Source organism: Mycobacterium sp. E1214 (assembly GCF_001666755.1).
Taxonomy (GTDB): domain Bacteria; phylum Actinomycetota; class Actinomycetes; order Mycobacteriales; family Mycobacteriaceae; genus Mycobacterium.
In genome coordinates this window covers 75,021-95,804 of record NZ_LZJC01000088.1, presented here as the reverse complement: position 1 = coordinate 95,804, position 20,784 = coordinate 75,021, and the positions used below count along the sequence as shown (strand labels likewise).

27 protein-coding genes are annotated in these 20,784 nt (G+C 70.2%); 3 read left to right on the top strand and 24 right to left on the bottom strand.

Annotation, left to right across the window (positions count from 1 at the left end; genetic code table 11):
• Window positions 1–13 precede the first annotated feature (13 nt).
• The 12 genes from rpsQ to A5700_RS11505 all read right to left on the bottom strand — a co-directional run bounded on the left by rpsQ (window position 14) and on the right by A5700_RS11505 (window position 6,365).
• Window positions 14–310 (bottom strand): 30S ribosomal protein S17, encoded by a 297-nt coding sequence (rpsQ, locus tag A5700_RS11560; RefSeq protein WP_068073411.1) that lies wholly within the window; start codon window positions 308–310, stop codon window positions 14–16.
• Entirely contained in the window at window positions 310–543 is a 234-nt protein-coding gene (gene rpmC / locus A5700_RS11555; RefSeq protein WP_068073413.1) for a 50S ribosomal protein L29, read from the bottom strand. Before rpmC ends, rpsQ begins: the two co-directional genes overlap by 1 nt.
• The gene (rplP, locus tag A5700_RS11550) at window positions 543–959 is read right to left on the bottom strand and encodes a 50S ribosomal protein L16 (RefSeq protein WP_068073415.1); all 417 of its coding nucleotides are present in this window, start codon (window positions 957–959) and stop codon (window positions 543–545) included. Before rplP ends, rpmC begins: the two co-directional genes overlap by 1 nt.
• Before the next feature lie 3 nt (window positions 960–962).
• Entirely contained in the window at window positions 963–1,799 is an 837-nt protein-coding gene (gene rpsC, locus A5700_RS11545) for a 30S ribosomal protein S3 (RefSeq protein WP_068073417.1), read from the bottom strand.
• Window positions 1,799–2,329, bottom strand: a complete 531-nt coding sequence (gene rplV, locus A5700_RS11540; protein ID WP_068073419.1) for a 50S ribosomal protein L22 — start codon at window positions 2,327–2,329, stop codon at window positions 1,799–1,801. Before rplV ends, rpsC begins: the two co-directional genes overlap by 1 nt.
• The gene (gene rpsS / locus A5700_RS11535) at window positions 2,326–2,607 is read right to left on the bottom strand and encodes a 30S ribosomal protein S19 (RefSeq protein ID WP_006245110.1); all 282 of its coding nucleotides are present in this window, start codon (window positions 2,605–2,607) and stop codon (window positions 2,326–2,328) included. The genes rplV and rpsS overlap by 4 nt, the downstream gene beginning before the upstream one ends.
• Before the next feature lie 9 nt (window positions 2,608–2,616).
• Complete coding sequence (gene rplB / locus A5700_RS11530; protein ID WP_068073421.1) at window positions 2,617–3,459, bottom strand: 50S ribosomal protein L2; 843 nt, start codon at window positions 3,457–3,459, stop codon at window positions 2,617–2,619.
• A gap of 27 nt (window positions 3,460–3,486) precedes the next feature.
• Window positions 3,487–3,789 carry a 50S ribosomal protein L23 gene (rplW, locus tag A5700_RS11525; protein WP_068073423.1) on the bottom strand — a complete coding sequence of 101 codons (303 nt, stop codon included), beginning with the start codon at window positions 3,787–3,789 and terminating at the stop codon, window positions 3,487–3,489.
• Window positions 3,790–4,449, bottom strand: a complete 660-nt coding sequence (rplD, locus tag A5700_RS11520; RefSeq protein WP_068073425.1) for a 50S ribosomal protein L4 — start codon at window positions 4,447–4,449, stop codon at window positions 3,790–3,792.
• Window positions 4,449–5,102: a 50S ribosomal protein L3 gene (gene rplC / locus A5700_RS11515; protein ID WP_068073427.1), complete on the bottom strand. Its 654-nt coding sequence runs from the start codon at window positions 5,100–5,102 to the stop codon at window positions 4,449–4,451. Before rplC ends, rplD begins: the two co-directional genes overlap by 1 nt.
• A 15-nt stretch (window positions 5,103–5,117) precedes the next feature.
• Complete coding sequence (rpsJ, locus tag A5700_RS11510; protein ID WP_003873519.1) at window positions 5,118–5,423, bottom strand: 30S ribosomal protein S10; 306 nt, start codon at window positions 5,421–5,423, stop codon at window positions 5,118–5,120.
• 336 nt (window positions 5,424–5,759) lie between these two features.
• The gene (locus A5700_RS11505; protein ID WP_068073429.1) at window positions 5,760–6,365 is read right to left on the bottom strand and encodes a TetR/AcrR family transcriptional regulator; all 606 of its coding nucleotides are present in this window, start codon (window positions 6,363–6,365) and stop codon (window positions 5,760–5,762) included.
• Between the two features lie 141 nt (window positions 6,366–6,506).
• On the opposite strand from A5700_RS11505, the gene A5700_RS11500 reads away from it, so the two are divergent.
• On the top strand, window positions 6,507–8,084 hold the full coding sequence (locus A5700_RS11500; RefSeq protein ID WP_068073431.1) for an MFS transporter: 1,578 nt from the start codon (window positions 6,507–6,509) through the stop codon (window positions 8,082–8,084).
• Between the two features lie 94 nt (window positions 8,085–8,178).
• Here A5700_RS11500 and A5700_RS26100 read toward each other — a convergent pair whose 3' ends face one another.
• The 8 genes from A5700_RS26100 to mftA form a co-directional block, all read right to left on the bottom strand.
• Complete coding sequence (locus A5700_RS26100) at window positions 8,179–8,592, bottom strand: hypothetical protein (RefSeq protein WP_156671198.1); 414 nt, start codon at window positions 8,590–8,592, stop codon at window positions 8,179–8,181.
• A 161-nt stretch (window positions 8,593–8,753) separates the two neighbouring features.
• Window positions 8,754–10,193 carry a mycofactocin system GMC family oxidoreductase MftG gene (gene mftG / locus A5700_RS11490; protein ID WP_068073435.1) on the bottom strand — a complete coding sequence of 480 codons (1,440 nt, stop codon included), beginning with the start codon at window positions 10,191–10,193 and terminating at the stop codon, window positions 8,754–8,756.
• 9 nt (window positions 10,194–10,202) lie between these two features.
• On the bottom strand, window positions 10,203–11,615 hold the full coding sequence (gene mftF / locus A5700_RS11485) for a mycofactocin biosynthesis glycosyltransferase MftF (protein ID WP_068073437.1): 1,413 nt from the start codon (window positions 11,613–11,615) through the stop codon (window positions 10,203–10,205).
• Window positions 11,612–12,358, bottom strand: coding sequence for a mycofactocin biosynthesis peptidyl-dipeptidase MftE (mftE, locus tag A5700_RS11480; RefSeq protein WP_068073438.1), 747 nt, complete (start codon window positions 12,356–12,358; stop codon window positions 11,612–11,614). Before mftE ends, mftF begins: the two co-directional genes overlap by 4 nt.
• A 106-nt stretch (window positions 12,359–12,464) precedes the next feature.
• Window positions 12,465–13,649 carry a pre-mycofactocin synthase MftD gene (gene mftD, locus A5700_RS11475; protein ID WP_068073440.1) on the bottom strand — a complete coding sequence of 395 codons (1,185 nt, stop codon included), beginning with the start codon at window positions 13,647–13,649 and terminating at the stop codon, window positions 12,465–12,467.
• Window positions 13,650–13,651: 2 nt separating this feature from the next.
• Complete coding sequence (gene mftC / locus A5700_RS11470; RefSeq protein ID WP_068073442.1) at window positions 13,652–14,827, bottom strand: mycofactocin radical SAM maturase; 1,176 nt, start codon at window positions 14,825–14,827, stop codon at window positions 13,652–13,654.
• Window positions 14,824–15,099, bottom strand: a complete 276-nt coding sequence (gene mftB / locus A5700_RS11465) for a mycofactocin biosynthesis chaperone MftB (protein ID WP_068073444.1) — start codon at window positions 15,097–15,099, stop codon at window positions 14,824–14,826. Before mftB ends, mftC begins: the two co-directional genes overlap by 4 nt.
• A 6-nt stretch (window positions 15,100–15,105) precedes the next feature.
• Window positions 15,106–15,195, bottom strand: coding sequence for a mycofactocin precursor MftA (gene mftA, locus A5700_RS11460; protein ID WP_068073445.1), 90 nt, complete (start codon window positions 15,193–15,195; stop codon window positions 15,106–15,108).
• A 97-nt stretch (window positions 15,196–15,292) separates the two neighbouring features.
• Between mftA and mftR the strand changes: the two genes are divergently transcribed.
• On the top strand, window positions 15,293–15,889 hold the full coding sequence (gene mftR / locus A5700_RS11455; protein WP_068073447.1) for a mycofactocin system transcriptional regulator: 597 nt from the start codon (window positions 15,293–15,295) through the stop codon (window positions 15,887–15,889).
• Window positions 15,886–16,932, top strand: a complete 1,047-nt coding sequence (locus tag A5700_RS11450; RefSeq protein ID WP_068073449.1) for a DUF2332 domain-containing protein — start codon at window positions 15,886–15,888, stop codon at window positions 16,930–16,932. Before mftR ends, A5700_RS11450 begins: the two co-directional genes overlap by 4 nt.
• Window positions 16,933–16,959: 27 nt before the next feature.
• On the opposite strand, the gene A5700_RS11445 is transcribed toward A5700_RS11450, so the two are convergent.
• The 4 genes from A5700_RS11445 to A5700_RS25330 all read right to left on the bottom strand — a co-directional run bounded on the left by A5700_RS11445 (window position 16,960) and on the right by A5700_RS25330 (window position 20,759).
• On the bottom strand, window positions 16,960–18,180 hold the full coding sequence (locus A5700_RS11445) for an NAD(P)/FAD-dependent oxidoreductase (protein WP_068073450.1): 1,221 nt from the start codon (window positions 18,178–18,180) through the stop codon (window positions 16,960–16,962).
• Between the two features lie 10 nt (window positions 18,181–18,190).
• A complete protein-coding gene (locus A5700_RS11440; protein ID WP_068073452.1) occupies window positions 18,191–19,015 on the bottom strand; it encodes a mycofactocin-coupled SDR family oxidoreductase in 825 nt (274 codons plus the stop codon).
• 90 nt (window positions 19,016–19,105) lie between these two features.
• Window positions 19,106–19,918, bottom strand: a complete 813-nt coding sequence (locus tag A5700_RS11435; protein ID WP_068073453.1) for an SHOCT domain-containing protein — start codon at window positions 19,916–19,918, stop codon at window positions 19,106–19,108.
• Window positions 19,919–20,000: 82 nt separating this feature from the next.
• Window positions 20,001–20,759, bottom strand: a complete 759-nt coding sequence (locus tag A5700_RS25330) for a PE family protein (protein WP_156671197.1) — start codon at window positions 20,757–20,759, stop codon at window positions 20,001–20,003.
• Window positions 20,760–20,784: the final 25 nt, after the last annotated feature.

Here is a 20,784-nt window from a genome sequence, read left to right as displayed (position 1 = left end):
CTTCTTCGAGGCCTTACTTGGCCTTTTCCAGGATTTCGACGAGCCGCCAGCGCTTGGTCGCCGACGTCGGGCGCGTCTCCATCAGCGAGACGCGGTCGCCGATGCCGGCGGTGCTGTTCTCGTCGTGGGCCTTGACCTTCTTGGTGGTGCGAATGATCTTGCCGTACAACGGGTGCCGAACGCGGTCTTCCAGCTCCACGACGATGGTCTTCTGCATCTTGTCGCTCACGACGTAGCCGATGCGCACCTTGCGGCGGCCGCGGTTCTTCGGGCTGGCCGGGGTGTGCTTCGGGCCTTTCGCTTCTGCCATCACGCTTCCTTACCGTCTGGGCCCGAGGCGAGGCCGAGTTCACGTTCGCGCAGCACCGTGTACACGCGCGCGATCTCCTGACGCACCGTGCGCAGGCGGCGGTTGTTGGTGAGCTGCCCGGTCGCCATCTGGAAACGCAGGTTGAACAGCTCTTCCTTGGATTCGCGCAGACGCTCGGTCAGCTCGTCCTCGGTGAGCTCACGCAGTTCGCCAGGCGAAGTTCCGACTGCCATCAGAACTGCTCCTCTCGGGTCACGATGCGGGCCTTGATCGGCAACTTGTGGATCGCGCGGGTGAGCGCGGCGCGGGCGATCTGCTCGTTGGGGTAGCTCAGCTCGAAGAGCACCCGGCCGGGCTTGACGTTGACCACCCACCACTCCGGCGAGCCCTTACCCGAACCCATCCGGGTTTCGGCGGGCTTCTTGGTCAGCGGACGGTCGGGGAACACGTTGATCCACACCTTGCCGCCACGCTTGATGTGCCGGTTGATGGCGATACGCGCCGATTCGATCTGCCGGTTGGTGACGTAGGCGTGCTCCAGGGCCTGGATGCCGTAGTCACCGAAGTTCACCGCCGTGCCGCCGCTGGCGATGCCGCGCTGGCGGGGGTGGTGTTGCTTGCGGTGTTTAACCCTGCGGGGAATCAACATGATTCAGCTCTCCGTGGTTTGCGGTTCTGCAGCGGCCTCGGCGGGCGCGGCGGCCGCGGTGTTCTCTTCGGCGCTCGCGGCGGCGCGGCCCGCCTCGGTGCTGGTCGCCGTGGTGCCCGACGCGCCACTGCGCCGCGGACGGGTGCCCGACGGGCGCTCGCGGCGCGGCCGGTCGGCGCCCGCGGGGGCCGCGGCGGCCAACTCGCGCTTACCGCCGACGATGTCACCCTTGTAGATCCACACCTTGACGCCGATCCGGCCGAACGTCGTCTTGGCCTCGTAGAGGCCGTAGTCGATGTCGGCGCGCAGGGTGTGCAGCGGCACCCGGCCCTCGCGGTAGAACTCCGAGCGGCTCATCTCGGCGCCGCCCAGGCGGCCGGAGCACTGCACCCGGATGCCCTTGACGTTGGGCTGGCGCATCGCCGACTGGATGGCCTTGCGCATGGCGCGGCGGAACGCCACGCGGTTGCTCAGCTGCTCGGCAACCCCCTGGGCCACCAGCTGCGCCTGCGACTCCGGGTTGCGCACCTCGAGGATGTTGAGCTGAACCTGCTTGCCGGTCAGCTTCTCCAGGTCCGCGCGGATGCGGTCGGCCTCGGTGCCGCGCCGGCCGATGACGATGCCGGGGCGCGCGGTGTGGATGTCGACGCGAACCCGGTCGCGGGTGCGCTCGATCTCCACGTCGGCGATGCCGGCCCGCTCCAGGCCGGTGGACAGCAGCTTGCGGATGGCGACGTCTTCCTTGACGTAGTCCGCGTACTGCTTGTCGGCGTACCAGCGGGACTTCCAGTCCGTGGTGATACCCAGCCGGAAGCCGTGCGGATTGATCTTCTGGCCCACTACTCTGAGCCTCCCTTCGCGTCAGAAGTCTCAGCAGTCGTGGCTTGCGCTTTAGGTGCGGCCTTCTTGGCGGGCGCCTTGTTGGCGGCCGCCTTCTTGGCGGGAGCCTTCGCGGCCGCCTTGCTCGCCTCGGCGCGACGGGCGCGGGTCGACTTCGCCGACCGCTCGTCCTTCGCCGGGCGGCTCTCCACCACGACCGTGATGTGGCTGGTGCGCTTGCGGATGCGGAACGCGCGGCCCTGGGCGCGCGGGCGGATTCGCTTGGCGGTCGGGCCGCCGTCGGCGTAGACCGTGGCCACCACCAGGGTCGCCGGGTCCAGCCCGTTGTTGTTCTGCGCGTTGGCGGCTGCGCTGGCGATCACCTTGGCCACCGGCTCGCTGGCGGCCTGCGGGGCCCAGCGCAAGATGTCGAGCGCGTCGGCCACCGACTTGCCGCGCACCAGGTCGATGACCCGGCGCGCCTTGGTCGGCGACACCCGCACGAACCGTGCGACGGCGGTCGCCGAAGGAAATTCAGTGGTGGTGGTCATCGCCGTTTGGCCTTCCGGTCGTCCTTGATGTGTCCCTTGAAGGTGCGAGTGGGCGCGAACTCACCAAGCTTGTGACCGACCATCGACTCGGTGACGAACACCGGGACGTGCTTGCGTCCGTCGTGCACGGCAAAGGTGTGGCCGATGAAGTCCGGGATGATCGTCGAACGCCGCGACCAGGTCTTGATGACCTGCTTGGTGTTCTTCTCGTTCTGGACGTCCACCTTCTTGAGCAGGTGGTCGTCGACGAACGGACCCTTTTTCAGGCTGCGTGGCATGTGTTACTCCTACCGTCCGTGCTTCTTGCCGGTGCGACGGCGCCGGACGATGAGCTTGTTGCTGGCTTTGTTCGGGTGGCGGGTGCGGCCCTCGGGCTTGCCCCACGGGCTCACCGGGTGGCGACCACCGGAGGTCTTACCCTCACCACCACCGTGCGGGTGGTCCACCGGGTTCATGACGACACCGCGGACGGAGGGGCGCTTGCCCTTCCACCGCATCCGGCCGGCCTTGCCCCAGTTGATGTTCGCCTGCTCGGCGTTGCCGACCTCGCCGACGGTCGCGCGGCAGCGCACGTCGACGCGGCGGATCTCACCGCTGGGCATGCGCAGCGACGCGTAGGTGCCTTCCTTACCGAGCAATTGAATGCTCGATCCGGCCGACCGCGCCAGCTTGGCGCCACCGCCCGGCCGCAGCTCCACAGCGTGGACGACGGTACCGGCGGGGATGTTGCGCAGCGGCAGGTTGTTGCCCGGCTTGATGTCGGCGTTCGCGCCGGACTCCACCACGTCGCCCTGCGAAAGTCCTTGCGGCGCAATGATGTAACGCTTCTCGCCGTCCAGGAAGTGCAGCAGCGCGATGTTGGCGGTCCGGTTCGGGTCGTACTCGATGTGCGCGACCTTGGCGTTGACGCCGTCCTTGTCGTTGCGACGGAAGTCGACCACCCGGTAGGCGCGCTTGTGGCCGCCACCCTTGTGTCGGGTCGTGATGCGGCCATGCGCGTTGCGGCCACCGTGACCGTGCAGCGGGCGCACCAACGACTTCTCGGGCTCCGAACGAGTGATCTCGCCGAAGTCGGAGACGCTGGAGCCGCGGCGGCCGGGGCTCGTCGGCTTGTACTTACGAATTGCCATGTCTAATCAGCTCTTCCTCTCGCGCGGCTACGCCGGCGCCCCGAACAGGTCGATCGGCTTGCTACCGGGCGCCAGCGTGACGATGGCGCGCTTCGTGCTCTTGCGCTGGCCGTAGCCGGTGCGGGTGCGCTTGCGCTTGCCCTGCCGGTTCGCGGTGTTCACCGACGCGACCTTGACGGCGAAGATCTTCTCGATGGCGATCTTGATCTGCGTCTTGTTCGAGTCGGGGTGCACCACGAACGTGTACACGTTGTCGTCGAGCAGCGAGTACGACTTCTCCGAGATGACCGGAGCCAGGATGATGTCGCGGGGGTCCGTTACGGTCGCCATCTAAGCCGAAACCTCCTCGGTGCTCGCCGTCCCGCTGTGGGCGGCGATATAGGCGTTGAGCGCCTCAACGCTGAACACCACGTCGTCGGAGCGCAGCACGTCGTAGGTGTTGAGCTGGTCGGGCGCCAGGATGTGCACACCCGGCAGGTTGCGCACGCTCTTGACGCCGGCCTCGTCGCTGCGCCCGATCACGACCAGCACCTGCTTGCGCTCGGTGAGCGTGCCCAGGAACGCCCTGGCGTTCTTGGTGGACGGCGTCTGGCCGGACACCAGTTCGGTCACCGCGTGGATGCGGCCGTTGCGGGCCCGGTCCGACAACGCGCCACGCAACGCGGCGGCGATCATCTTCTTGGGCGTGCGCTGGGCGTAATCACGCGGCTGCGGGCCGTGCACCACGCCACCACCGGTGAACTGCGGGGCCCGCGTCGAACCCTGACGGGCGCGACCGGTTCCCTTCTGCCGGTAGGGCTTACGGCCACCACCGCTGACGTCGCCACGCGTCTTGGTGGCGTGCGTGCCCTGGCGCGCGGCCGCCCGCTGGGCGGTCACCACCTGGTGCATCAGCGCGATATTGGCCGGGGCGTCGAACAATTCGGCCGGCAGCTCGATGGAGCCGTCGGTCTTGCCGTCCGGCGTCTTCACGTCAATTTTGAGAGCCATTACTTCTCACCTCGTTTGACCGCGCTGCGGACCACCACGAGTCCACCGGTGCGGCCGGGGACCGCGCCCTTGATGAGCAGCACGCCGTTCTCGGGATCAACCTTGTGCACCACCAGGTTCTGAACCGTCACCCGGTCGTTGCCCATCCGGCCGGCCATCCGCGTGCCCTTGAACACGCGGGCCGGGGTGGCACAGCCACCGATGGAGCCCGGACGACGGTGCACCGCCTGGGCGCCGTGGCTGGCGCCCTGACCGCGGAAGCCGTGCCGCTTCATGGTGCCGGCGAAGCCCTTGCCCTTGGACGTGCCGGTGACGTCGACGTAGGCGCCGTCGGCGAAGATCTCCGCCGTCAGCTCCTGGCCGACCTCGTACTCGGCGGCCGCCTCGGGGTTCTCCAGGCGCAGCTCGGCCAGGAAGCGACGCGGGTTGACGCCCGCGGCGGCGTACTGACCGGTGACCGGCTTGTTGACCTTGCGGGGGCTGATCTCGCCGTAGGCGAGCTGCACGGCGCTGTAACCGTCGCGCTCGGGGGTGCGGATCCGGGTCACCACGTTGGGTCCGGCCTTGACCACCGTCACCGGGACGACCCTGTTGTTCTCGTCGAACACCTGCGTCATGCCCAGCTTGGTACCCAGAATGCCTTTTCTTGCCATGAGTATCTGGATCTCCTACTGGATGTTGACGTCGACACTGGCCGGAAGGTCGATGCGCATCAGCGCGTCGACGGTCTTCGGCGTCGGGTCGAGGATGTCGATCAGCCGCTTGTGCGTACGCATCTCGAAGTGCTCGCGCGAGTCCTTGTACTTGTGCGGCGAGCGGATGACGCAGTACACGTTCTTCTCGGTCGGCAGCGGCACCGGACCTACGACACTGGCACCCGTTCGGACGACGGTCTCGACGATCTTGCGCGCCGACGCGTCGATAGCCTCATGGTCGTAGGCCTTGAGCCTGATGCGGATCTTTTGTCCCGCCACGCTTCTCCTACCCTCACTCCACTTGATGTCCGTTTCCGGACCTGGTGCCACCGGCCCGCGATCGAATCGGCCCGCTTTCGGGCCGTTCGAGCGTCGCGCCGGATACTGCGCCGCTGTTTACCTGTCGTGGTCCACCGGCCCCCGCGGTCGGGTGTGTCACCCTCACGCAGCCTCATCCCCGACCGAAATGTGTCGCGCTCAAGGATGTGACCGGACGCGCCCGTGTGGGCGCTGGTCGTATGCCCGGCCAGGCGCAAACCTCGCCCAAGGCAACCCGAACAGTATGCCCTAGATCAGGGCCCGATCAAAATCTCGCTGCCACGGGCTTCCGGGGCCTCAGGCGCCCGCGGATTCCACCCCCGCCGCGCCCGCCCGAGCGGCCGCCCGCTGGACGTAGAGGAAGCCGTCGACCGACGCGAGCGCGCACTCCCGATAGTCGAAATCCGGCAACGTGGACAGCCGGCCCAGCACCAGCGGTCCGATCAGCAGGGCGATCGCCCGCGACCGGTCGACCTCCCCCAGCTCGGCCGCGTCGGGACTGTCGAAGATGGCGTCGAAGGGTGCCGCGTACTGCTGGGCGATGCGTTCGCGCAGCGTCGTGATCGCCGAGCTGTCGGCGGCGCTGTGTTGCGGTTCGGGAATCCCGTCCAGGTCTCGGCCCAGCGCCAGCCACGACATCGCCGTCATGACGGCGGGCGCCTGGGCGACCGCCTCGGCCTGCGCGAGCACCACCGCGACCAGCCGGTCGCGCAGCGAACCGGCCGCCGGCGGGGTCGGCGACGGCGGGATGAGGCTGTTGAAGGCCGCTGCCAGCAGGTCGTTGCCGCTGGGGAAGTGCCGGTACAGGGTCGCGCGGGCGACGTTGGCCGTGCGCGTCACCGCGTCGACGGTCACCGCGCTCGGGCCGCCCGTGCGCAGCAACGCGACGGCGGCTTCGAGCAAACGCGCCTGCGAGCGCGCTGGCCGCGGATCGGTGGTCCCGCCGGTAGTCGTTTCGCACCTCCGCGTTTGAAAACGAGACTGTCGGTCTACCTACAAGACTTATGGTCTCGAAACTTCGCACGCCCCGAGGAGGCGCACCTCATGGTCGAAACCCTTGCCCGGCCCGACCAGCGTACTGACGGAATCGGTCTGGGCGGTAGCCCCCGGGCGCGCGCCTGGACCCTGACCGTCGCCTGCATGGGCGTCGCCCTCGTCGTCGCGTCGATGACGGCGCTGAACACCGCGCTCGGCGACCTCGCGGTGGCCACCTCGGCCACCCAGACGCAGCTCACCTGGATCGTCGACGGGTACACGCTGGCCCTTGCTTGCCTGCTGTTGCCCGCCGGCGCCATCGGCGACCGTTACGGGCGGCGGGGCGCACTGCTTTCGGGGCTGGTGGTGTTCGCGCTCGGCTCCGCGGCGCCGGCGGTGCTGCACCATCCCGCCCAGATCATCGCCGGCCGGGCGGTGGCGGGGGCCGGCGCCGCATTCGTGATGCCGGCCACGCTGTCGCTGCTGACCGTGGCGTACCCGAAGGAGGACCGCATCAAGGCCGTCGGCATCTGGGCCGGCACCGCCGGCTCCGGCGGGGTGCTGGGCATGCTCGGGTCGGGCCTGCTGCTGCGGTTCTGCGACTGGCACGCCATCTTCTGGGCGCTCGGCGCCGCGGGCCTGCTCATCTTCGCCCTCGGGTGCACCGTGGCGTCGTCGCGGGAGACCGACGCCCCGCGGGTCGACTGGCTCGGCGCGGTGCTCATCGGCTCGGCGGTAGCGATCGCGGTGTTCGCGATCTTGGAGGCGCCCTCGCGGGGCTGGGCCGACGCCCTGGTGTGGGGCGGACTGGTCGCCGGGGCCGTCATCACCGTCGCATTCGGCGTGGTCGAATTCCGCCGCCCGCAACCGCTTTTGGACGTGCGGCTGTTCAGCGACCCGAACTTCGCCACCGGCGTCGCGGCCATCGTCGTGCTGTTCGGCGCCACTTTCGGGTTCTTCTACCTCGGCATGCAGTACGTCCAGCAGATCATGGGGTTCTCGGCGCTGACGACGGCGCTGTCGTTCGGCCCGTTCATGGTGCCGCTGGGCATCTTCTCGGCACTGTCGTTCTGGTACGTGCCGCGGCTGGGGCTGCGGGTGGTGCTGTTCGTCGGCATGCTCTTGATGGCGGTCGGATTCGCCTGCATGTACCAGCTGGACCTGCATTCGTCGTTCATCGACTTCACCTGGCCCACCTTGATACTCGCGACGGGCATCGGGTTCTGCACGGCGCCAACGACTTCGGCCATCATGGGCGCGGTGCCCGACGAGAAGCAGGGCGTCGCGTCCGCGGTGAACGACACCTCGCGCGAAATGGGCGGCGCGCTGGGCATTGCCGTAGCCGGTTCGATTCTGGCCGGGCGCTATTCGCACGAATTGGCGCCGCGGCTGGCGGGCCTGCCCGCGCAGGTGCGTGACCCGGCCGGCGACTCGTTGGCCAGGGCGGTCGAGGTGGCGCACCGGATGGGTCCGCAGGGCGCCCAACTCGCCGAGGCGAGCAAGGCCGCGTTCCTGACGGCGTTGCACGCGTCGACGATGGTGATGGCGGTGATCGTGGCGGTGGCCGCCGTGGTGATCGGGCTGTGGGCGCCCGGGCGTGACGGCCGCCAGCTGCGACCGGTGCGGCGGTTGCTGGCGCGCCGCTGACCGGCCGCCGTGGTTGCGGCCAATACCCTTGTCCGCCAGAACATTCGACCTAGGGAAGTCTTGCGGCGGCGCGCCGATTCTGGTATCACCGAATCTATATCGACAGATACAAATCATCTCTGCACGGCGAGGTGGATGTGGTGTTGATGGGCGTGACGAGCGTGGACGAGCTGGCATGCGCGGCGATCAGCGAGGCGGCGGCGATCGTGGAGGCCGAGTGGATCCGCCTGCGCCGGCCGGGCATGCCGGTTCGCCACCCGGCAGGCGAGTTGCCCGCCGCGCGGGCGCTCCCGAGACACACCGCCACGGCGATCGGCACCATCGCCCCGCGCCGCACGGCCTCGACGCGCTCGCGCGTCAGCCGGGGCCGCTGGCCGGCCGCGCCGATATGGGCGCGGCAGCGTTCACCTCCGCGCCGGCAAGGCTTTTCGCGGATCGACGAAAGGGGGTAACTGACAGAAACACGCACGAAGCCGTCGGACAATGAGATGGCGGTCGTGCCGTCCACGAATATTGCGACGCATTGTCCGCGCGACGCACTCCTGCGCGCGCCCAGCCACTTGTCGTGGCCATCTACGTGGACCGCATGATGCCGCCACCGCTTCGGGCGGGCCGTTGCGGGGTCGATGCTGGCAGTCACCCCGCGGCGGTCCGCCCGCGTTTCGGCCTTCAGCCGACGAACCCCGCCGCCCGGTGCGCGATCATCACGATGGTCGCGTGTGGCCCACGGCTGGTGACCGCCGGCAGAACGGAACCGTCGATCACCCAGAGGTTTTCGATGCCGTGCACGCGGCACCGGGTGTCGACGACCGCCAGCGGGTCGTCGTCGCGGCCCATCGGGGCACTGCCACACAGGTGCTGCGACGTCGACCAGGCAGGCTCGGCCACATGTGCTGCGGCACCGGCCAATTCGCGCGCCAGTTCACTGCCCCGGCGCAGCGCCGCGACGTCGTCGGGTTCGCTGTCGTAGCGGTGCTCGACGAGCGGCGGGACGTCCGGATCGGCGGAGGCCAGCCTGACACGGCCACGGGCCCGCGGCCGCATGAGTGCCACCCCGAGGTGCGGCCAGTCCGGGTGCCCGGCGGTGCCGTCACCGGTCATGGCGACGAAACCACCTGTGTAGGGCCGTATTTCGAGACCGTCGGCCGTACCGAGCACCACCTCGAGCACCGGACGGCCCGGCGCCACCGCCCAATCGGTGGGCAGCACCCACTCGGGATGGTCGCTGACCGCGGCGCCCACGGGCAGCGACGCCTGCACCGGCACCCCCGCCGCCGTCAGCGTATCGGCGTCGCCGACGCCGGACAGCATCAGCAGGTGTGCGGTCTCGATCGCGCCGGCGCACAACACGATTCGGTCTGCGGTCAGCAGCACCGCGCCGTCGGGTCCGAGCGCCTCGGCGCCCACCACCGTCCCGCGGGCGAAGCGCAACCGCAGCACCCGGGTCCGCGCGTGCAGGGTCAGGTTGGGGCGGTCCAGCGCCGGAAGCAGGAAGGCGGCGCCCGGCCCGCGGCGCACACCGTCGACGATGTTGAGCGGCACGGCGCCCACGCCCGGGGCGGCGTGCGGGCCGCAATCGTTGAGGTCGGCGATCCAGCCGAACCCGGCCCGCTGCGCCGCGGCGATGAAACGCTCGGTGGTGCCAGTCATGTCGCGGGTGCGCCGCACCAGGATGGGGCCGTCGCGGCCGTGGGCGGGCCCGTCGAAGTCCAGGTCGGTTTCGATGGCGCGGTAGCTGTCCAGGACATCGGCCCAGGCCCAGCCGGGCAGCGCCAGGCGGTCGAAGTCGGCCGGCAGCGCGCGGCAGAAGTAGCCGCCGTTGACCGCCCCCGAGCCCCCCACGGTGGCCCCCCGCACGATTGGGTGGTGACGGGCCGGCGCGTCGGTGAGGCGGCTCTGGTAGCGCTGCACCAGCGGGCTGCCGACGCCGATCGGCAGCTGCAGACCGTTCGCGGTCTGGGCCAGCAGCCCGGGGTCGTCCAACGCCGGTCCCGCCTCGACCACGCTTACCGCGCACCTCGAGTCGGCGGAAAGCCGCTCGGCGACAACCGATCCGGCGCTGCCGGCACCGACGATCAGCACGTCGCTGTGCGGGGCGGCGGCGGTCAAGGTGCTGGCTTAGTTCCGAATCTGTGGTTTGAGGGCGCGGACGTTACGTTCCCGCAGCACGCCCCACCATAGCCCCAGGCCGTAGGCCAGGTCGTCGACCCGTTTGAGCAGCAGATAGGTCGGCAGCCCGATCGGCTCGACGTCGTCGCCGATGGCATCGCGGCGGCGCAGCCAATCCACCACGCCGTCCATCACCGCCGCGACCAGCAGCACCCGCCGGCAGTGGCGGGATGCCAGCGCGGCCAGCAGCGCCAGCGGCCAGTAATGCCGGCACAGGGCGGACGCCAGCTGCAGCGCCGCCGACCACAGGCCCCGCGCGGCGATCAGCACCACGTCGGTCAGCGACGTCTCGGCGCACCGCATCGCCCTGGCGATCCGCCGGCCGGTCAGCACCGCGAGCACCAGCGATGCCAGCTGCGAGAGGCCGGTGCCGAACGCCATCAGGATCCACGTCATCAGCGCCCACCCGGAGATCACCACGGGCGCCGTCTTGTCCGGGTGTCGCACCGACAGCGGGGCCGCCGAGCCACCGTAGAAAGCCTTGCGCGCCAGCCAATCCCGCAGCTGGGTGCGGTGATCGTGGGCCACCAGCGCGATCGGCTCGTAGCGCAACCGGGCGCCGGCCTCGATGAGCCGCCAGCACAAATCGACGTCTTCACCGGAATGCAGGGTCTCGTCGAACCCGCCGACCTCGCGCAGCGCCGAACAGCGGCAGATGATCGCCGCGCTGGGCACATACGAGACCGTGCTGTGCGGCAACACCGGCGCCTCGCGGCCACCCAGGTCCAGCGAGGAGTGCACCGCCTCGTAGCGGGCGACCGCGTTCTCGCTGTGCGACAGGCCGACGATGCGGGGCGCCGCGACGGCGACGGTGGGGTCGCAGAAGTGCCCGAGCAGTGCTTCCAGCCAGCCTCGGCGGGGCGCCACGTCGGAATCCAGGAACGCGACGAACTCCGTCGCGCACGCGGCCAGGCCGGTGTTGCGGGCCGCGGCCGGCCCCCGGCTGCGGGGGTGACGCAGCACCTCGATGTCACAGTGGGCGCCCACGAAGTCCTCGGGCTCGATCGGCGGGAACGAACCGTCGTCGACCACGATGACACGCAACCCGCGCAGCGAGCTGACCAGTCGGCGCACGCCGGAGATGTTGTCCCGCACCGGGATTACCACCGTGACGTCGCGGTGCGACGGGCCACCCGCCGGCCGGGGGTGCGCCACCGTGGCGTCCAGCAGAGTGCGGGCCAGCTGCGCGCTGACGTCGTCGCGAACCTTCAGCCGACCGTCGCACAGCATGTCCTGCGCGGCCGGGGCCAGCTTGAGCAGCCGGGTCGGCGACCCGCCGAGCAGTGCCGACCCGTCGCCGAGCACCCGCACGCGGCGATCGACCTGAACGGCGAAGCCGTCCGGCAGCCGAGGTTGGCTCATGTGAGCATCCCGTCCGGCCCGGGCAACCAGCGGGCCACCCGGCGCACGCACCCGTCGACCATCTCGGCGAGGATGCGCCGGCCGTCGACGGCGGTCGCGGTGGTCGGGTCGCCGAGCACCCCCACCGGGCTGACCGCCGCCACTCCCCCGCGCCGCATCGACCCGAGCAGCTCGGGCAGCGGCGACTGGTTGCCAGGCAGCCACCGGTCGGTCAACACGGCGGTCGGCGAGATGTGCAGCAACACCGACGTTTCGGTGTGGCCGGCGTGCGCGTCGCCGCCGGCGGCCGCGCAGGGGCTCCAGCCGGCGTCGCGGCCCTCGGACCGCAGCCGGCTGACGGCGTCGCGCAGCGCGGTGACGTTGCCGCCGTGACCGTTGACGAAGACGAGGCGCCGGGCCCATTGTGCGGCCGAGCGGCCGTACTCGACCAGCAGGGTCGTCAGCGCCTCGGTGCCGATCGAGATGGTGCCGGCGAAACTCTGGTGCTCCCCGCTGGCGCCGTAGGCGATGGCCGGCGCGACCAGCCAGTGCGGCTCGAGGCGCAGCGCCGAACCGCGGGCGACTGCGTCCGCGATGCGGGTGTCGGTATCCAGCGGCAGGTGCGGACCGTGCTGTTCGGTCGACCCCACGGGGACCATTATCGACGGCGACATAGCCGATAGCTGGCTCGACGTCGCCGTTCCTAATTCGCCGAGTACGGGCACTCGGTGATGGTAGGCCGAATTAACCTGTAGTGCACCAATTGTTGAATAGTGAAAACAAATTTTTTCCCGGCCGATTCACAGCGCGTTCGAATATCCAGGCTCGTCCGTCACGGTTGCCCCGCCAGTACCAGGAGTTGCCCGGCCGTCAATTCCCGGCGGGGCCCGCTCCCAGGGCGCGGACGAAGTCCGGCGGCACCAGGATGTCGTCGGGGCCGAGGTCGTGCACCGAGGCACGGCCCAGGCCCATCAGCGCCGAGTCGATGCCCCCGCGCAGGATGTCGAGTACGTTCTCCACGCCGGCCTGGCCCGCCGCGGCCAGGCCCCACAGGTAGGCGCGCCCGATCATCACGGCCCGCGCGCCCAGCGCCACGGCCTTCACCACGTCGCTGCCCCGGCGGATGCCACCGTCGAGCAGCACCTCGATCTCGTCGCCGACGGCGGCCGCGATCGCGGGCAGCGCGCGGATCGAGGCCGGGGTGCCGTCCAGGTTGTTGCCGCCGTGATTCGACACCGAGATGGCCGAAACCCCGGCGTCCACCGCCCTTTTGGCGTCGTCCACCCGCATCACGCCCTTGAGCATGAAGGGGCCGCCCCACAACTCGCGGAGCCAGGCGATGTCCTCCCAGGTCGGCGGCGGCGTGGACATCCACTCCCCGTAGGCCTGGAAGAAGGGCGGGCCGGGCTCGCCGCGGCGCCCCTGGTTGGGCACCCGCAGTTCGGGCGGATGCAGGGTCTTGCCGAACTGCCAGAGCCAGCGGGGACGCGTCACCGCCTCCGGGGACAGCCGCAGGATGGTCTTGAGGTTCATCGACTCGGGGATGGCGGGGCTGCCCCAGTCGCGGCCGTGCGAGAAGCTCCAGTCGGTGGTCACGATCAACCCGACCGCGCCGGCCTCGCGCGCCCGTTGCACGCGGGCGGCGATGGCATCGCGCCCGCCGAGCCAGTACACCTGGAAGAACACTTTGGGGTTGGCGGCGATGACGTCCTCGATGGGCTTGCTGGCGAACGAGGACAGCCCCATCGCCGTTCCCCGCGCCGCCGCCGCCCGCGCCACGGCCACCTCGCCGTCGGGATCGACGGCCTGCACCCCGGTCGGCGAGATGAGGACCGGCAGCGAGATGTCCTGGCCCAGCACCGTCGTCGACAGGTCCCGCTTCTCCTGCGCGCCGACGACGTGCGGCGCGAAGCCGAGTTCGCTGAACGCCGCCACGTTGTCGGCGACCGTGATGCCCTTCTCGCTCGCCGAAATGAGCGACGAATACACCGATTTCGGGAGCCGGCGCTTGGCGCGCTGCTGGGCGATGGCGACCGTTTCGAACCAGGCGGGCATGACTACACCGGGCTTTCGTTACACAGGCGGGCCGGCGGACGCAGGGACAGCGTCAGCGGCACCGGCGCGCTGATGGGGCGACCGCGGGAGTGGTCGGCGCGGGGCCGCGGGGTCTCACGCTGGGCGGCCAGCGCCGCGGTGCTGTGCCCCTGGACGCACTCGGGGTCCGGCCCGTCCAGCGGCAGGCCGGTGAAGAACTTGGCCGCCATGCAGCCGCCGCGGCAACTGTCGTAGTGCCCGCAGCTGCCACAGGCACCCGCGGACTGCGGCTCGCGCAGCTCGCGGAACAGCGGGGCGTTCTTCCAGACGTTGTCGAATCCCCCGTCGCTCAGTATGTTTCCGGCCAGGAAGCGGTCGTGGATGGCGAACGGGCAGGCGTAGACGTCGCCCACCGGGTCGATCAGGCACACCACGCGCCCGGCCCCACACATGTTCAGGCCGGCCAACGCGCCGGACGAGCCCAGCGGCGCTAGGTGGAAAAACGAGTCGCCGGTGAGCACCCGCTCCCCCTTGGCCACCAGCCAGTCGTACAGCGTCACCTGCTGGGCCGGGGTGGGGTGCAGTTCGTCCCACACATCGGCACCGCGGCCCGATGGGCGCAGCCGGGTGATCCGCAGGGTGGCGCCGTAACGGCTTGCCAGCGCGGCGAATTCGTCGAGCTGGTCGACGTTGTGCCGGGTGACGACGACGGAGATCTTGGCGTCTTTGAAGCCCGCCGCCGCCAGGTTCTCCAGCGCCCGCACGGCCATCGCGAACGACCCGGGTCCGCGGACTGCGTCGTTGACCTCGGCGGTGGCGCCGTCGAGCGAGATCTGCACGTCGACGTAGTCGCTGGCGGCCAGCCGGGTGGCGACCTCCGGGGTGATCCGCACGCCGTTGGTGGAGAACTTCACCCCGACGTGGTGCGCGGTCGCATAGTCGACCAGCTCCCAAAAGTCCGGGCGCACAGTGGGTTCGCCGCCGCCGATATTGACGTAGAACACCTGCATGCGTTCCAGCTCGTCGATGACGTCCTTGCATTGACGCGTCGTCAGCTCGCGGGGATCGCGCTTGCCGGACGACGACAGGCAGTGCACGCAGGCCAGGTTGCAGGCGTAGGTGAGCTCCCAGGTCAGGCAGATCGGGGCGTCCAGGCCCAGTTCGAACTGTTCGATCAGGCGGGGTACGGCCACGGTCATTGACGGTCCTCCTGCGGCACTAGCATGTGGGAATCGGCCAGCACGCCCAACGCGTGCAGGTACGGGCCCTGCTCGGCGTCGTCGACTCCCGCCGCGCGGCAGGCGGAGCGGACATCGGGGTGGTCGGCCAGCGAACGCACCACGGTGAGGATGGTGCGGTTCTTCAGAAAGGACAGCTTGCGGGTGCCGAAGTGGTACAGCAGCGCGCCGAAGGGTTCGGGCCGCACCGCCACCTGCGGGTGCACCCGCCAGCCGCGATCAACGTCGAACACGGCGGGTCAGTAGACCCCGCACATGCCGTCGATCGACACCTCTTCGACCAGGCTCTCGGTGACGAGCTCGGTGCCGGTTTCGGTTTCGTTCTCCATGGGCCTTGCCTTTCGTCGGGTCTTGACAACGATGAGTCTCAGGTCACAATCGTGGACAGAATATGGCATCGAGTGCCGAAACGGAAGGGCGGAATCGATGGGACCGCAGCCGCGGGTGGGTCGACGCCGTTCCACGACTCCGCTTCAAATCACCGATGTCGCGCTCGCGCTGTTCGCCGCCCACGGATTCGCCGAGGTCAGCGTCGACGACGTCGCCCAGGCCGCCGGCATCTCCCGCCGAACGCTGTTTCGTTACTACGCGTCGAAGAACGCCATCCCCTGGGGTGATTTCGACGATCACCTGGCGCACCTTCAGGACCTTCTGGACCACGTCGACCCGCGGGTGGGCCCCGGCGCGGCGCTGCGCTCGGCGCTGTTGGCGTTCAACACCTTCGACGAATCGGAGACCGCGCGGCACCGCCAGCGAATGCGGGTCATCCTGCAAACCCCGGAACTGCAGGCATATTCGATGACAATGTATGCCGGCTGGCGGGAGGTGATCGCGGGCTTCGTGGCGCATCGCTTCGGCCGCAAGACCTCTGATCTCATGCCGCAGACGGTGGCCTGGACCATGCTGGGGGTGGCGCTGTCGGCCTATGAACACTGGCTGTCCGACGAGTCCGTCCCGCTGCCGGTCGCCCTCGGCAACGCCTTTGACGTCGTGGGCGCCGGGCTCGATCGGCTCGCCTCGTGACCGCCGGCCACCTGGTGCACACCCTGCGCTCGCAGGGCCGGTTCTGCGCGGCGTCGGGATCGCCGATGTACGGCGAACTCCTCGAACTGGTGGCCGGCGACTTCGAAGCCGGCGGCGTGTTCGCCGCAATCCTGGCGGACCACGAAGACGCCCCGGCGGGTCAGGCGATGCCCCTGCGGCTGCTCGGCGGGCTGCACCGGCTGGCGCTCGACGGGCGGGCAGCGGCGCTGCGGCGCTGGTACCCGAGCACGGGCGGTGTGTGGGACGCCGGTGCGGCGTGGCCCGAGATCCGCGCCGCCGCGGCGGATCACCTGTCCGCGCTGCGCGCCGCACTCGAACAGCCGCCGCAAACCAACGAGGTGGGCCGGGCGGCGGCCCTGATCGGCGGGCTGCTGCGAATCAACAGCGAATTCGGTTATCCGATACGACTTTTCGAGATCGGGTCGAGCGCCGGGCTGAACCTGCGGGCGGACCGCTACCGTTACCTGTTCACCGGCGGCCTGTGGGGACCTGCCGACTCGCCGGTCACCGTCGACGACGCCTGGCGCGGCGCCCTACCGCCGCAGGGTCCGCTGCGCATCGTCGAGCGGTGCGGCTACGACATCGCGCCCATCGACGTCGGCACGCCCGACGGAGAGACGACGGTGTTGAGTTACGTCTGGCCGGACCAACGCGCGCGGCTGCAGCGGCTACGCGGAGCCATCGCGGTCGCGCGCGAGGTCCCCGCCCGGCTGCAGCGGTGCACGGCGGCCGACGCGGTCGCCGGCCTCACCGTTGCCGACGGCGCGCTGACCGTGCTGTGGCACTCCATCACCTGGCAGTACCTCCCCACGCACGAGCGGGAGGCGGTGCGCGCGGGCATCGACGCGCTGGCCGCGCGGGCCGACGCACGGTCCCCCTTCGCCCACCTCACCCTGGAACCGGCCCGCGACGAGTCCGGCGGCCCGATCAGGTTCCTGGTGCGGGCGCGCACCTGGCCCGACGGCGAGCGCGCGCTGCTCGGCGAGTGCCACGCGCACGGCCCGCCGGTGAATTGGCAATAGCCGCCCAGCCGTTCGGGGCGCAGCCGGTCAGCCGAGCACGTCGGTGATCGGGGCGCCGGCGGCGATCTTGGCGCGCGCCTTCATCACCTTGCCGGGCAGGCCGCCGCCGACCACACCGACCACCACGCCGTCGCGCTCGTAATAGGCGAGGAACTTGCGGCCGTCATCCTCGACGAGGTGCACGATGTCCTGCGCCTCCGGCTCCCCCAGGCACTGGATCTTGACATCGTACTGATCGCTCCAGAAGTACGGCACCACCACGACCGACGACGCGTCCTGCCCCAGCATGGCGGGCACCACGGCGCGGGCCTGGTCGGCGACGTTGCTCCAATGTTCCACGCGCGCTTGATGTCCGGTGGCGTCGCGCCAGGACGCGACGTCGCCGAGTGCCCACACGTTGGCGACACTGGTGCGGCCCGCCTGGTCGCAGATCACGCCCTTGTCGGCGCTGTCAACCTCTACGCCGCTGCCCTCGAGCCATTCGGTGGCCGGCCGCGACCCGATGCCGACGACCACCAGGTCCGCCGCCAGCATGGTGCCGTCGCTGAGCACCACCGCCTCCACGTGCCCGTCGCCACGCACCTCGGCCACGCCGACGCCGAGGCGCACGTCGACGCCCTCGGCGCGGTGCAGCCGCGCCACCAGCTCGCCGATCTGCTCGCCGAGCACCGACGCCAGGGGCGTGCGCTGCGGTTCCACCAGGGTCACCGGCACGCCGAGGGAGCGCAGGCTGGCCGCGACCTCGCAACCGATGAACCCGGCCCCGATGACGACGGCGCGCTGCGCCGAGGATGCGTGCTCGCGCAGCGCCAGGCTCTCGTCGAACGACCGCAACACGCGGACGCCGTCGAGGTTCGGGAGGTTGGGGATGCGCCGTGGCACCAGGCCGGTGGCGATCACCAGTTCGTCGTAGCCGAGGACGGTGCCGTCGGCCAGCGTGACCGTCTGCGCCGCGGTGTCCAGACGCGTGGCGGCGGCGCCCAACCGCAGGGTGATGTTGTGCTCGTCGTACCACTCGCGCGGTTTGAGCGCCGTCTCGTTGACCTCCTTGCGCAGCACCTCTTTGGACAGCGGCGGGCGGTCGTACGGTAGGTGCACTTCGTCGCTGACGATGGTGACGGGTCCGGCGTAGTCCGACCGGCGCAGCTGCTCGGCCGTTCGGGCGGCGGCGAGCCCGCCGCCGACGATGACGATGCCCTTGCCGGGATGCCCGACGCCTTCGCTACTGGTCACGTGGTGTTCATACACGATCGCCGGATCAGTACTTCAAGGCACCCTTGTCCACGGGAATCTGCGTGCCCGTCACCGTGCCGGCGCCGTCACCGGCGAGCCACGCCACCACGTCGGCCACCTCGTCGGCGCTCATAAAACCGTTGGGTTGCAACGGCATTGGCGGGAAACTGTGGATGAAGCTGCCGTGCGTGGCGAAGAGCTTCATCATGGCCTCGGGCTCGATCATCGGCGTCTCCACCGAATACGGGTGGATGGAGTTGACCCGGATGCCGTATTCGCCGAGCTCGATCGCCAGAGTGTTGGTCAGCGCGGTGAGCCCGTGCTTGCTGGCCGAATAGTGACCGTTGCCCGGCGTGGCCTTCACCCCGGCCGACGAGCTGACGACCACGATCGAGCCGCCGTTGGCCGCCTCGATCATCGCGGGAATCGTCGCGCGCAGCGTGCGCCACGTGCCCGTGAGGTTCACGCCGATGACGGTGTCCCACTGCTCATCGGTCAGTTCCCAGACCCGTCCCCAACTGAGCACGCCGGCGTTGGCGACCACGATGTCGAGCCGGCCGAACTGCTCGACGCCGTCGGCGACGAGGGCGCGCAGCGCGGCGTCGTCGCGGATGTCGACCTCGCGGGCCAGCACCTTGCGTCCCTCGTTCTCCACCAGGCGAACGGTCTCGCTGAGGTCCTCCGGGGTCGCGGGCGGGTACGTCACGCTGGGCGACGCGGCAGCGCAGATGTCCAGCGCCACGATGTCGGCGCCCTCGCGGGCGAGCCGCACCGCATGCGACCGCCCCTGCCCGCGCGCGGCGCCGGTGACGAAGGCGACGCGTCCCTGCAGCGATCCTGCCTGTCCCATGAGGCCTTCCCTTCCGCACAGTCGACCCGAAGAGTCGACCCGCCGAGTCGACGAAGTCAGGTTAGCAGCGGAACTGGAACGTGTTCTAAATCAGATCTCGGAGATGATCTGAGCGCGCCGGCTCTGGTATTCCTCGTCGGTCAGGACGCCGCCGGCGTGCAGGGCCTTGAGCTCGTCGAGCCGCTGCGCGACCGACGCGGGTGCCGGGGCGCCGGGCCCGCCGGCCTGCGCCGGCTGCGCCTGCGGCTGGGCCGCCCGGCGCACCACCGCCTGAATCTGCCCGCGCAATGCCGGGTTGCCCCGGATGTCGACCATGCGATGCAACGGCACGTTGTTGGCCTTGAGGATCCGCAGGATCTCCAGCAACGGGCCGGCCTGACCGCTCAGGTCGTAGGTCCGGTTGTCCTCGGCCACGGTGAACTGCGCGGGCACCAGGCCGTTCACCAAAGCGCTGCGCTCCCAGTCGATTCGGTACTCGCCACTGGTGGGGTTGACCAGCACCACCACTTTGCGGGCGCTGAGGTTGCCCAACCGGGTGACGCTGGCGATGACGCGGTCCTCGCTGTCGAACGGCACCAGCCCGGGACCCGAGATGTGCAGGCGGACCTTGACGACCTGCTGGTTGTTGATCCAGGTGCCGGTCTCGGTCACGCCGGTGATGGTGGCCAGGGCGAGGACGCCGTTGTGCTCCAGCGCCGCGTTCTTGGCCGCCGACTTCGCCCCGACGTTGGCCAGGGCCAGCGCGACCAAGATGTCCGCCGCGGTGACGATCAACCCGGCGTAGAACATCCACTGCAGCAGGCTCCCGTAGCCGAGGGAGAAGTACACGATCAGGAAGATCGGCCCAACCAGCCCGCCGCACAACAAGACGATCAGCTGAGCCTTCAGGTAGCGCGCCAACATGTGCCGCTCCTCCCGCGCCGGGATTCTGCGTGTCAGATTAACGCCGGAGTCGGCGCGGCGAGCGACTTCCGCGCAACTTTGCTCAGCGCTGTGGCGACGGCGGTGTCAGCGCGGGCCGCACGCCGGTCGGCGTCGCGTGGGACGCGGAACCCGAAGAGGAGGCGGCCTTTGCCGCGGTGACGGGCGGGGCCGCCGACGCGGGCGTCGGGGGCGACACCGGCAATCCCGGCGGCGCGGCGGCCTCCGGGGCTTCGGGCGGCGCCGCGGCAACCGGCGCGCTCGCCGGGGCCGCGGGTTGGGTGGTGGCCGGAGCGTACGCCGGCGGCACCGCGCGCGCGGGCGTGACGGTGCCGCTGGCCGTGGTCAGGGTCGCCGACGCCGGGGCCGCCGCGATCGGTGTCCCGGCCGGCGCGGGCACCGGGGCCGCTACCGAGGCCGGCGCGACCGCCGACGCCAGGGGCGCGGCGGGCGCCGCGGGCACCGCACTCGTCCCGGCCGTCGCGGCCGGCACCTGCGCCGCCATCGTGGCCGGCCCGGCCGCGGTCTGCAGCGGCGAGGCGTTGGCGGCCTCGGCCAGGGCGTACTGTGTCGCGCCACCGTTCATCAGCTGCACGAACTGCGTGTGGAACGCCGCCGCCTGAGCGCTCAGCGCCTGGTAGACCTGGGAGTGCGCGTCGAACAACGCCGCGATGCTGGCCGATACCTCGTCGGCGCCCGGCGCCAGCACGCCGGACGTCGGGCCCAACGCCAGCGAATTGGCCGACATGATCGTCGAACCGATGTTCGCTAGGTCCGTCGCCGCAGCGGCGACGTACTCGGGTGTCGCGTATACGAACGACATCGGCACCTCCCCTGGCCAGCGTTGG